Raw genomic sequence first — 12,908 nt, forward strand, 5'->3', positions numbered from 1 at the left:
AAAACTATGTACAATAGATAATAGTGAAAAGACCCTCTCATGTTTACAGGGGGTTTTTTTGTTAATACTGTTGATTACACTGATTATCAGCAGGGAATGTAACCTTTTTGGGTGACGGAGGAATCTCATGCTCAACATACTCAAAAATTGGAAGAATCAGCAAACTGCGGCTTCCAACTTAGAACGTTATACAAAAGAAGACATACTTAAGGGAGAAATTCCCGAACACATCGCCATTATCATGGATGGAAATGGCCGTTGGGCTAAAAAACGCTCTCTTCCCAGAATTGCAGGCCACCATGAAGGGATGAAGGTGGTAAAAAGGACAACGAAGCTCGCAAACGAATTAGGTGTCAAAGTGCTGACTTTGTATGCATTTTCAACAGAAAACTGGAAAAGACCGAAAATGGAAGTCGATTTTTTAATGAAGCTTCCGGAAGAATTTTTGAATACGTATCTTCCAGAGCTTGTTGAGGAAAATGTACAGGTTCGGATCATTGGGGATGAAACAGCTTTGCCGGCGCATACATTGCGTGCGATTGAAAAGGCTGTTCAGGTTACGGCGCAAAATGATGGAATGATCCTTAATTTTGCCCTTAACTATGGAGGCCGTACTGAAATTGTCACTGCTGCAAAATCACTCGCGGAAAAAGTGAAGGAAGGCTCTTTGAATATTCAAGACATTGATGAATCGCTTTTTTCTACTTATTTAATGACTGAATCTTTGCAGGATCCTGAACTTTTAATTCGAACGAGCGGCGAGATAAGACTGAGTAACTTTATGCTATGGCAGGTGGCCTACAGTGAATTTGTCTTTACTGACGTCTTGTGGCCTGATTTCAAAGAAGATCACTTCTTACAGGCGTTAGGAGAGTTTCAGCAGAGAGGCCGGAGGTTTGGCGGAATTTAGAGGATGGTGGACATGAAACAAAGAATTTTGACAGGTGTTCTGGCAGCAATTGTATTTTTATTTTTGGTTATTGTCGGGAAATTGCCGTTCACCATATTAATTTATGCTATGGGCAGTGTGGCGCTTTTTGAACTTTTACGGATGAAAAAGCTGAAGATGATTTCACTGCCGGGTTTGATCGGTCTTTTATTATTGTGGATGTTCTTATTGCCAAGCCAGTATTCGCTTTTCGAAGCGGACGGAATTTCCAAAATGGAAATCGCTTTGTTTGCGGTATTGCTTTTGCTGACTTACACAGTGTTGGTCAAGAACACCTTTACTTTTGATGAAGTCGGATTTATTACGCTTGCCGCAATCTACATCGGAATGTGTTTTCATTATTTTATCGAAATCAGAAATCTTGACCAATACGGATTAACATACATTTTTTATGCATGTGTTGTCATTTGGTCCACTGATTCCGGTGCATATTTTGTCGGTAAAGCGCTTGGGAAGCGAAAACTGTGGCCTGAAATCAGTCCGAACAAAACAGTGGAGGGTTTTGTAGGCGGAATTGTCATCGCACTTGTATTGGCGACGATTTTTCAGCTTGTGGCACAACTTCCGATCCCGTATATCTATCTGCTGTTGATCACGCTGTTTTTGTCTGTTTTCGGACAACTTGGAGATTTAGTGGAATCCGCCTTGAAAAGACATTACGATGTAAAGGATTCTGGGAATATTCTTCCCGGGCATGGCGGTATATTAGACCGTTTTGACAGTTTCTTGTTTGTCATGCCTTTCTTGTACTTTCTGCTTGCCCTTTTTTCATAAAAAAGTCTAATATGAATATGAGACTGATCATGCAGCAATAAGAATAGGAGTAGTGGCAACTTTGAAAAATATTTGTCTTTTAGGAGCAACAGGATCAATCGGCGAACAGACTCTTGACGTACTGCGTGCGCATCAAGATCAATTTCAGCTGGTATCTATGTCGTTTGGCAGAAATATTGATAAGGCCGTTCCGATGATTGAGGCCTTTCAGCCGAAATTTGTCTCTGTCGGTGATCTGGATACATATCATAAACTAAAACAAATGTCTTTTTCTTTTGAATGCCAAATCGGGCTGGGAGAAGAAGGACTGATAGAAGCAGCAGCAATGGAGGAGGTTGACATTGTTGTCAATGCTTTGCTCGGCAGCGTTGGCCTAATCCCGACATTAAAGGCGATTGAACAGAAAAAAACAATTGCGCTTGCAAATAAGGAAACTCTTGTCACTGCAGGGCATATAGTAAAAGAACATGCTAAGAAATATGATGTTCCGCTGCTGCCTGTTGACAGTGAGCATTCAGCCATTTTTCAAGCCCTCCAAGGCGAACAGGCCAAAAACATTGAACGCCTCATCATTACGGCATCAGGCGGAAGCTTTCGGGACAAGACGCGGGAGGAGCTCGAATCAGTAACTGTTGAGGATGCATTAAAACATCCGAATTGGTCAATGGGTGCAAAAATTACAATTGATTCGGCTACAATGATGAATAAGGGATTAGAGGTGATCGAGGCACATTGGCTGTTCGATATACCTTATGAACAAATTGATGTGGTTTTACATAAGGAGAGCATCATCCATTCAATGGTTGAGTTTCATGATAAAAGTGTGATCGCGCAGCTTGGAACTCCGGATATGAGAGTCCCAATTCAATATGCGCTCACATATCCTGACCGGTTGCCATTACCAGATGCGAAAAGGCTTGAATTATGGGAAATCGGCAGCCTTCATTTTGAGAAAGCTGATTTTGACAGGTTCCGATGCTTACAATTTGCATTTGAATCAGGTAAAATAGGAGGAACAATGCCGACAGTGCTAAATGCGGCAAATGAAGTAGCTGTCGCTGCCTTTTTAGCCGGCAAGATACCGTTTTTGGCTATTGAAGACTGTATCGAAAAGGCACTAACCCGCCATCAATTACTGAAAAAACCGAGCCTGGCGGACATTCAAGAAGTGGACAAAGATACCCGGGGATACGTCAATTCAATACTCACATAAGGTGGTATGTTCGTGAATACAGTTATAGCGTTTATCATTATTTTCGGAACGCTCGTTTTCTTCCATGAACTGGGCCATTTATTGCTAGCCCAAAGAGCGGGAATTCTCTGCCGTGAATTTGCGATCGGCTTCGGTCCAAAGATTTTTTCTTTCAAAAAAAATGAAACAGTTTATACGATCAGGCTGCTTCCGGTCGGCGGATTTGTTCGTATGGCCGGCGAAGATCCGGAAATGATTGAGGTGAAACCCGGTTACACGGTTGGGCTTCTGTTTAATAAAGAAGATCAAGTTGAGAAAGTCATCATCAATCAAAAGGAAAAATATCCGGATGCTTTAGTCATTGAAGTGGAAACAGCGGATTTAGAGCATGACATGAAGATTACCGGTTATGAACAAGGGAAAGAGGACGAACTTTCCAGCTTTACGGTCAGCGAAACATCCTTTTTCATTGTAGACGGAGAAGAAGTGCAGATTGCGCCGTATAATCGCCAATTTGGTTCCAAACCTGTGTGGAAGCGGATCAAAGCCATTGCTGCAGGACCGATTATGAACTTTATTTTAGCTTACGTCATTTTAGTGATGCTTGGGCTGATTCAAGGTGTACCGTCAAATGAGCCTATGCTCGGACAGCTGACAGACAATGGACGGGCGGCCGAAGCAGGGCTAAAAGAAGGGGATTACATCCAAAGCATCAACGGAGAAAAAATGAGGTCTTGGACTGACATTGTCTCCGCTGTAAAAGAAAACCCGGAAAAAGAAATGGACGTTGCAGTAAAAAGAGATAACAAAACGCTTCATATTTCAGTGACTCCGGAAGCTGTTAAAGATGAGAATAAAAAAACAATCGGACGTTTCGGCTCCTATGCGCCGACTGAAAAAGGCGTTCTTTCAGCGGTGGCTTATGGCGCGACATCAACCGTTGATGTCACCAAAGCCATTTTAACCAATCTGAGCAAATTAGTAACAGGCCAATTTAAACTTGATATGCTGTCAGGTCCTGTCGGCATATATGATATGACAGACCAAGTGGCGAAAACAGGGATAGTGAACTTATTTCAGTTTGCTGCGTTTTTAAGCATTAACCTTGGGATTGTCAACTTGCTTCCGATTCCGGCACTTGACGGGGGAAGACTGTTATTTCTATTTATTGAAGCGATTCGGGGCAAACCGATTAACAGGGAAAAAGAAGCATTTGTTGTGTTTATCGGAGTAGCCTTCTTAATGCTTCTTATGCTGGTCGTCACATGGAACGATATCCAGCGGCTGTTTTTGTAAACGAAAAGTAAATCAATCAGAGGTGCGAAGAAATGAGACAAAGCTTGACGCTTATCCCTACGCTCCGTGAAGTTCCAGCTGATGCCGAAGCAAAAAGTCATCAGCTTCTTCTGAGAGCAGGATTTATCAGACAGAATACGAGCGGGGTATACAGCTATATGCCTCTTGCGTATAAGGTGATTCAAAACATTCAGCAGATTGTTCGAGAAGAAATGGAGAAAATTGATGCCGTAGAAATGCTCATGCCCGCATTGCAGCAGGCTGAGACATGGCAGGAATCAGGCAGATGGTATACGTATGGTCCCGAACTGATGAGACTAAAAGACCGTCATGGCCGTGAATTTGCTTTAGGGGCAACGCATGAAGAAGTTATCACTTCGCTTGTTCGCGATGAGGTTAAATCTTATAAGCGTCTCCCTCTGACTCTGTATCAAATTCAGTCTAAGTTCAGAGATGAAAAACGTCCTCGCTTCGGTTTGTTAAGAGGCCGCGAATTTATTATGAAGGATGCGTACTCATTCCATGCATCTGCAGAGAGCCTGGATGAAACGTATCAAAAAATGTATGAGGCTTATTCAAATATTTTTGCCCGCTGCGGCATTAATGTAAGACCTGTTATTGCTGATTCAGGCGCAATGGGAGGAAAGGATACGCACGAATTTATGGCGCTTTCTGCGATCGGAGAGGATACGATTGCGTATTCTGATGAATCACAGTACGCGGCTAATATCGAAATGGCTGAAGTTCTTTACCAGGAAGTCCCTTCAAATGAAGAACCAAAAGCTCTAGAGAAGGTTCATACGCCTAACGTGAAAACAATTGAAGAACTGACTGCGTTCCTACAGGTTTCTGCTGAAGCATGTATTAAGTCAGTATTGTTTAAAGCCGATGACCGTTTTGTCCTAGTGCTTGTTAGAGGGGACCATGAAGTGAACGATATTAAAGTGAAAAATTTGCTTCATGCAGAGGTTGTAGAGCTTGCCACACATGAAGAGGTCATTCAGCAGCTCGGAACAGAACCAGGGTTTGTTGGCCCTATCGGTATTCATCAGGATGTGGAAGTGTATGCCGATCAAGCTGTGAAGGCAATGGTCAATGCGGTTGCCGGAGCAAATGAAGGAGATCATCATTATCAAAATGTCAATGTGAACCGTGACGCCCAAATTAAAGAGTTTGCAGATCTTCGTTTTATTAAAGAAGGTGATCCTTCACCAGACGGCAAAGGAACGATCCGTTTTGCTGAAGGGATCGAGGTCGGACAAGTCTTTAAGCTCGGAACACGCTATTCAGAAGCGATGAATGCGACATATTTAGATGAAAATGGACGCGCGCAGCCAATGCTGATGGGCTGTTACGGAATCGGTGTGTCAAGAACGCTTTCTGCTATTGCTGAACAGCATCATGATGAAAAAGGCTTAATATGGCCAAAAAGCGTTGCACCGTACGATCTTCATATTCTTGCTTTGAACATGAAAAACGATGGGCAAAGAGAGCTTGCTGAAAAGCTGTATGCCGATTTAAAAGCTGAAGGCTATGAAGTGCTCTATGACGACCGTGCTGAGCGTGCCGGCGTAAAATTCGCTGATTCAGATCTTATCGGTCTTCCAATCCGCATCACTGTCGGAAAACGGGCTGACGAAGGCATTGTCGAAGTGAAAATCCGCCAAACAGGTGAGTCAACTGAGATTTCAGTAGACGAATTATCCGCATTTATCAGCAAGCAGTAATCACCATAACGATTTATCAAAAAAACATGTTAAAATAGAAATAATAGAAGGTACCTCATTGCCTGAGGTACCTTCACTTATGATGTTTTTAGGGAGGGATACTGTCTTAATGGAACAGTTATCAGTAAACAGAAGGCAGTTTCAAATTCTTCTGCAGCAGATTAATATGACAGATGATACCTTCATGACATACTTTGAAGATGGCGAGATTAAAAAGCTGACAATACACAAAGCTTCTAAGTCTTGGCATTTTCATTTTCAATTTAAATCTTTGCTGCCTTTTCAAATATATGACACATTAACAACGAGGCTGACGCAATCGTTTGCCCACATAGCAAAAGTGACATCTTCAATTGAAGTTCAGGATAACGAGGTCAGTGAAAGTATTGTTCAAGACTACTGGTCACGCTGCATTGAAGAACTGCAGGGCATTTCGCCGCCGATTATCAGTCTTTTAAACCAGCAAAAACCGAAGCTGAAGGGCAATAAACTGATTGTCAAAACCAAAACGGATACAGAAGCGGCTGCGCTAAAGAACAAATACAGTTCCATGATTCAAGCAGGCTACCGTCAATTTGGCTTTCCGGATCTTCAGCTTGATGCTGAAATATTTGTATCCGAGCAGGAAGTTCAAAAGTTTCGGGAGCAAAAGCTTGCAGAAGACCAAGAGCGGGCTATGCAGGCCTTGATTGAAATGGAGAAGAAAGATAAAGAAAGTGATGAAGACCAAGCTCCATCTGGTCCTCTAGTCATCGGTTATCAGATTAAAGATAACGAGGAAATCCGGACGCTTGACAGCATCATGGACGAGGAACGGAGAATTACGGTCCAAGGTTATGTGTTTGATGTGGAGACGCGCGAGCTGAAGAGCGGGCGCACGCTGTGCATCTTTAAAATTACAGACTATACAAATAGTATTTTAATCAAGATGTTTGCACGTGAAAAAGAAGATGCGGCACTGATGAAGTCTCTGAAAAAAGGAATGTGGGTAAAAGCACGCGGAAGCATTCAAAATGATACATTTGTCAGAGATCTTGTCATGATCGCAAATGACGTAAACGAAATAAAAGCAAAAACCCGTGAAGATTCAGCACCTGAAGGAGAAAAAAGAGTGGAATTGCATCTTCATTCCCCAATGAGCCAAATGGATGCTGTTACGGGTATCGGAAAGCTTGTCGAACAAGCGAAAAAATGGGGGCATGAGGCCATCGCTTTGACCGACCATGCTGTCGTTCAATCCTTCCCTGATGCGTATTCTGCGGCCAAAAAGCATGGAATTAAAATGATTTATGGGATGGAAGCGAATCTCGTGGATGATGGCGTGCCAATTGCTTATAATGCCGCACATCGTCTGCTCGAGGAAGAAACATATGTTGTTTTTGACGTTGAGACGACAGGATTGTCTGCTGTATACGATACCATTATTGAGCTGGCTGCAGTAAAAGTAAAAGGCGGAGAAATTATTGATAAATTTGAGGCGTTTGCGAACCCGCATCGTCCGCTTTCCGCCACAATTATAGAGCTGACAGGGATCACCGATGATATGCTGCGCGACGCTCCGGATGTCGTAGATGTCATAAGAGATTTTAGGGAATGGATTGGCGATGATATCCTTGTCGCTCATAATGCTAGCTTTGATATGGGGTTCTTAAATGTAGCCTACAAAAAGCTTCTTGAAGTCGATAAAGCTAAAAACCCGGTCATTGATACCCTTGAACTTGGCCGTTTTCTCTATCCGGAATTTAAGAACCACCGGTTGAACACACTTTGTAAAAAGTTTGATATCGAACTCACACAGCATCACCGTGCGATCTATGATACTGAGGCAACCGCTTATTTGCTTCTGAAAATGCTGAAAGACGCAGCTGAAAAAGGCATTCAGTACCATGATGAGCTGAATGAAAATATGGGTCAGTCCAATGCTTATCAAAGATCAAGACCGTATCATGCAACATTACTTGCCGTGAACAGCACGGGACTCAAAAATTTATTTAAGCTTGTGTCACTTTCTCATATTCATTATTTTTACAGAGTGCCGCGTATTCCGAGATCTCAGCTTGAGAAATACAGGGAAGGGCTGCTGATCGGTTCTGCCTGTGACAGGGGAGAGGTTTTTGAGGGAATGATGCAAAAATCGCCTGAAGAGGTGGAAGATATCGCGTCATTCTATGATTACCTTGAGGTTCAGCCGCCTGAAGTGTATCGTCACTTACTGGAGCTTGAACTGGTCCGTGATGAAAAAGCGCTGAAAGAAATCATCGCGAATATCACCAAACTGGGGGAAAAGCTTAATAAACCGGTTGTTGCTACGGGAAATGTTCATTACTTGAATGATGAGGATAAAATCTACAGAAAGATTTTAATATCCTCACAAGGCGGGGCAAATCCGCTGAACAGGCACGAGCTGCCAAAAGTGCATTTCAGAACGACAGACGAAATGCTTGAAGCTTTTTCTTTCTTAGGCGAAGAAAAAGCGAAGGAAATCGTAGTCGCCAATACCCAAAAGGTTGCTTCTTTAGTTGATGACATCAAGCCGATTAAAGATGATTTATATACGCCGAAAATCGAAGGCGCAGATGAAGAGATCAGAGAAATGAGCTATCAGCGTGCAAGAAGCATTTACGGGGAAGAGCTGCCTGAAATTGTCGAAGCACGGATTGAAAAAGAATTAAAGAGTATCATTGGCCACGGCTTTGCTGTTATTTACTTGATCTCTCACAAACTTGTAAAACGTTCACTAGATGACGGGTATCTCGTTGGTTCCCGTGGTTCCGTAGGATCTTCATTAGTTGCGACACTTACTGAGATTACCGAGGTAAACCCGCTGCCGCCGCACTATGTTTGTCCTGAGTGCCAGCATTCTGAGTTCTTTAATGACGGTTCTGTCGGTTCTGGTTTTGACCTGCCTGACAAAACATGTCCTCATTGCGGAACACCTTTGAAAAAAGACGGCCATGATATTCCATTTGAAACGTTCTTAGGATTTAAAGGGGACAAAGTACCTGATATCGATTTGAACTTCTCGGGAGAATATCAGCCGCAGGCACACAATTACACAAAAGTGCTGTTCGGAGAAGACAATGTATATCGTGCGGGTACAATAGGCACGGTGGCAGAAAAAACGGCCTACGGTTATGTAAAAGGCTATGCCGGAGACAATGATCTTCATATGCGCGGTGCCGAAATAGATAGGCTCGTACAGGGATGCACAGGTGTAAAACGTACAACTGGACAGCACCCCGGCGGTATTATCGTAGTTCCGGATTATATGGATATTTATGATTTTTCACCGATTCAGTTCCCGGCAGATGCCACAGGTTCAGAGTGGAAAACGACTCATTTTGATTTCCACTCCATCCATGACAACCTGTTAAAACTGGATATTCTCGGACACGATGATCCGACTGTCATTCGGATGCTTCAAGACTTAAGCGGAATAGATCCAAAAACAATTCCGACGGATGATCCTGAAGTGATGAAGATCTTCCAGGGAACCGAATCACTCGGTGTGACGGAAGAACAGATCGGCTGTAAAACGGGCACGCTTGGAATTCCTGAATTCGGAACCCGATTTGTCCGGCAGATGCTTGAAGATACTAAGCCGACAACTTTTTCAGAGCTCGTTCAGATTTCAGGCTTGTCTCACGGAACTGATGTATGGCTTGGCAATGCGCAGGAGCTCATCCACAATAATATTTGTGAGCTGAGTGAGGTTATCGGCTGCCGTGATGACATCATGGTGTATTTAATCTATCAAGGCCTTGAGCCGTCCCTTGCCTTTAAAATCATGGAATTTGTGCGTAAAGGAAAAGGATTAACGCCTGAATGGGAAGAAGAAATGAAAAATAACAATGTCCCAGACTGGTATATTGATTCTTGTAAAAAGATTAAATACATGTTCCCGAAAGCCCACGCCGCGGCATATGTATTAATGGCAGTCCGCATTGCTTACTTTAAAGTACATCATGCTCTTTTGTATTATGCGGCTTATTTTACCGTTCGTGCGGACGACTTTGATATCGATACAATGATCAAGGGTTCTACAGCAATCAGAGCGGTTATGGAGGATATAAACGCTAAAGGACTTGATGCTTCACCGAAGGAAAAGAACCTTCTGACTGTTTTAGAATTAGCGCTTGAAATGTGTGAGAGAGGCTATTCATTCCAAAAAGTCGATTTATATCGCTCCAGCGCTACAGAGTTTATTATTGACGGCAACAGTCTTATCCCGCCGTTTAACTCTATCCCTGGATTAGGAACGAACGCTGCTTTGAACATTGTAAAAGCTCGCGAAGAAGGCGAATTCCTCTCAAAAGAAGATTTGCAAAAGAGAGGGAAAGTATCAAAAACGATTTTAGAGTATTTAGATCGCCACGGCTGTCTGGAATCACTGCCTGATCAAAACCAATTGTCACTGTTTTAACATGGAAAGCAGAATTTCTCGGAAATTCTGCTTCTATGCATACATATGCGCAAAAAGTGTCATCGTATTATTAGAGTTTCTGTCACTTGCTTAGGTATGAAGGTAAGCGTATATCCATTTGCAATAAAAATATGGTTATGGTATAGTTTTATTGGAAATGCTAACGATTACCGAGGCAAAGAGTGGGGAAACCCGCTCTTTTGTATTGAACAAGAGAATTTTGTCTCGACATGTTCATCGTTTACTTTTTAGCCCCTGCTCTTTTGAAGCAGGGTTTTTATGCAGAGTGACGAGACGAATATGAGATCGACAGCACAAGGAGGAAGAACATGAGCAAAAAAGTGACTGACACCGTTCAAGAAATGGCTCAGCCAATCGTAGACAGCCTTCAGCTGGAACTCGTTGACATTGAATTTGTCAAAGAGGGCCAAAGCTGGTTCCTTCGCGTGTTTATTGATTCCGATGACGGTGTGGATATTGAGGAATGTGCCAAAGTAAGCGAAGCTTTAAGCGAAAAGCTTGATGAGGCAGACCCAATTAGCCAAAATTACTTTCTTGAAGTCTCATCTCCAGGAGCTGAGCGTCCGCTAAAGAAAAAAGCCGATTTCGAAAAATCACTTGGAAAAAATGTATACATTAAGACGTACGAGCCTATTGAAGGCGTAAAAGTGTTTGAAGGTGAACTGGCTGAATTTGATGGACAAACAGTGACAGTTGAGATCACGATCAAAACAAGAAAGAAACGGGTCAATATTCCGTATGAAAAGATAGCTAATGCAAGATTAGCTGTTACATTCTAATGAATACAAATGTTTTAAGGGGGGAGACCGTTAAATGAGCAGTGAATTATTAGATGCTCTCACGATTCTTGAAAAAGAAAAAGGCATCAGTAAAGAAATTATCATTGAAGCAATCGAAGCTGCGTTAATTTCTGCTTATAAGCGGAATTTTAATCAAGCGCAAAATGTACGGGTGGATCTAAACCGTGAAACTGGCTCCATCCGTGTATTTGCAAGAAAAGATGTCGTTGACGAAGTATACGACCAGAGATTAGAGATCTCTATCGAAGAAGCGCAGGGCATCCATCCGGAATATATGGTCGGCGATGTCGTCGAAATCGAAGTAACTCCTAAGGATTTCGGGCGTATAGCTGCTCAAACAGCAAAGCAGGTCGTCACACAGCGTGTGCGCGAAGCTGAGCGCGGTGTGATTTATTCTGAATTTATCGACCGTGAAGAAGACATCATGACAGGTATCGTCCAGCGTCTGGACAATAAATTTATCTACGTGTCTTTAGGCAAAATAGAAGCCTTGCTTCCGGTTAATGAGCAAATGCCGAATGAAAGCTACAAGCCTCATGACCGCATTAAGGTATTTATCACAAAAGTAGAAAAAACAACGAAGGGCCCGCAGATCTACGTGTCGAGAACACATCCAGGCCTGTTAAAGCGTTTGTTTGAAATTGAAGTGCCTGAAATTTATGATGGAACTGTCGAGCTAAAATCTGTTGCCAGAGAAGCCGGTGACCGTTCAAAAATTTCTGTCCGCACAGATGATCCTGATGTGGATCCTGTCGGTTCATGCGTAGGCCCTAAAGGCCAGCGTGTGCAAGCAATCGTCAATGAATTAAAAGGTGAAAAAATTGACATTGTCAACTGGTCCAGTGATCCTGTAGAATTTGTCGCGAATGCGCTCAGCCCCTCCAAAGTGCTTGATGTCATCGTTAATGAAGAAGAAAAAGCGACAACTGTTATTGTTCCTGATTACCAGCTGTCTTTGGCGATTGGCAAAAGAGGACAAAACGCACGCTTAGCTGCTAAACTGACAGGCTGGAAGATTGATATTAAGAGCGAAACAGACGCAAGAGAACTTGGAATCTATCCGAGAGAACTTGAAGAAGACGATGAGCCGCTCTTTACAGAGCCTGAAACTGCTGAATCGGATGAATAAGAGGTGACTTTAGGTGAATAAACACAAAAAGATCCCATTACGCAAATGTGTAGTGACTGGTGAAATGAAGCCTAAAAAGGAACTGATCCGAGTTGTACGGTCGAAAGAAGGCGATATCTCAGTAGACCCGACCGGCAAAAAGAACGGGCGGGGTGCTTATTTAACGCTGGATAAAGAGTGCATCTTAGCAGCAAAAAAGAAAAACACTTTGCAAAATCAATTTCAATCACAAATCGATGACCAGATTTTCGATGAATTGCTGGAACTGGCGGAAAAGGTGAAAAAATAAAATGTCTGGAATGGAATGGTTTCCCTTGCTGGGTCTGGCCAATCGAGCTCGTAAGGTCGTGTCAGGCGAAGACTTGGTGATAAAAGAAATCAGGAATGCGCGTGCAAAGCTTGTCCTGCTTACAGAGGATGCATCATCTAACACAGCAAAAAAAGTAACCGACAAGTGCAATTATTATAAAGTCCCTTATAAAAAAGTCGAGAGTCGCGCGGTTCTTGGACGCTCTATCGGTAAAGAAGCCCGTGTCGTTGTCGCCGTCACTGACCAAGGTTTTGCGAATAAGCTGATCAGCTTGCTCGATTAATATT

At 42.8% G+C, this 12,908-nt stretch carries 10 protein-coding genes; all 10 read left to right on the forward strand.

Annotated features, from left to right (window positions below; translation table 11 throughout):
• The first annotated feature begins 127 nt into the window (after positions 1-127).
• The 10 genes from MY9_RS09065 to MY9_RS09110 all read left to right on the forward strand — a co-directional run bounded on the left by MY9_RS09065 (position 128) and on the right by MY9_RS09110 (position 12,904).
• Positions 128-910, forward strand: coding sequence for an isoprenyl transferase (locus tag MY9_RS09065; RefSeq protein WP_014663988.1), 783 nt, complete (start codon positions 128-130; stop codon positions 908-910).
• 3 nt (positions 911-913) lie between these two features.
• A complete protein-coding gene (gene cdsA / locus MY9_RS09070) occupies positions 914-1,723 on the forward strand; it encodes a phosphatidate cytidylyltransferase (RefSeq protein WP_014663989.1) in 810 nt (269 codons plus the stop codon).
• Between the two features lie 61 nt (positions 1,724-1,784).
• On the forward strand, positions 1,785-2,936 hold the full coding sequence (gene dxr / locus MY9_RS09075) for a 1-deoxy-D-xylulose-5-phosphate reductoisomerase (RefSeq protein ID WP_014663990.1): 1,152 nt from the start codon (positions 1,785-1,787) through the stop codon (positions 2,934-2,936).
• 6 nt (positions 2,937-2,942) lie between these two features.
• Complete coding sequence (gene rseP, locus MY9_RS09080) at positions 2,943-4,211, forward strand: RIP metalloprotease RseP (protein ID WP_014663991.1); 1,269 nt, start codon at positions 2,943-2,945, stop codon at positions 4,209-4,211.
• 32 nt (positions 4,212-4,243) lie between these two features.
• Positions 4,244-5,938 carry a proline--tRNA ligase gene (gene proS, locus MY9_RS09085; protein WP_014663992.1) on the forward strand — a complete coding sequence of 565 codons (1,695 nt, stop codon included), beginning with the start codon at positions 4,244-4,246 and terminating at the stop codon, positions 5,936-5,938.
• A gap of 109 nt (positions 5,939-6,047) precedes the next feature.
• Positions 6,048-10,361 carry a PolC-type DNA polymerase III gene (locus MY9_RS09090; RefSeq protein ID WP_014663993.1) on the forward strand — a complete coding sequence of 1,438 codons (4,314 nt, stop codon included), beginning with the start codon at positions 6,048-6,050 and terminating at the stop codon, positions 10,359-10,361.
• A 329-nt stretch (positions 10,362-10,690) separates the two neighbouring features.
• Positions 10,691-11,161 (forward strand): ribosome maturation factor RimP, encoded by a 471-nt coding sequence (gene rimP, locus MY9_RS09095; RefSeq protein ID WP_014663994.1) that lies wholly within the window; start codon positions 10,691-10,693, stop codon positions 11,159-11,161.
• A gap of 34 nt (positions 11,162-11,195) precedes the next feature.
• The gene (gene nusA, locus MY9_RS09100; RefSeq protein WP_014663995.1) at positions 11,196-12,311 is read left to right on the forward strand and encodes a transcription termination factor NusA; all 1,116 of its coding nucleotides are present in this window, start codon (positions 11,196-11,198) and stop codon (positions 12,309-12,311) included.
• A gap of 13 nt (positions 12,312-12,324) precedes the next feature.
• Positions 12,325-12,600 carry a glucose-induced regulator RulR gene (gene rulR, locus MY9_RS09105; RefSeq protein WP_014663996.1) on the forward strand — a complete coding sequence of 92 codons (276 nt, stop codon included), beginning with the start codon at positions 12,325-12,327 and terminating at the stop codon, positions 12,598-12,600.
• A gap of 1 nt (position 12,601) precedes the next feature.
• Positions 12,602-12,904, forward strand: coding sequence for a YlxQ family RNA-binding protein (locus MY9_RS09110; protein ID WP_003220946.1), 303 nt, complete (start codon positions 12,602-12,604; stop codon positions 12,902-12,904).
• Positions 12,905-12,908 lie beyond the last annotated feature (4 nt).

Origin of the sequence: Bacillus sp. JS (genome assembly GCF_000259365.1) — a bacterium.
In the GTDB taxonomy this organism is placed as follows: domain Bacteria; phylum Bacillota; class Bacilli; order Bacillales; family Bacillaceae; genus Bacillus; species Bacillus stercoris.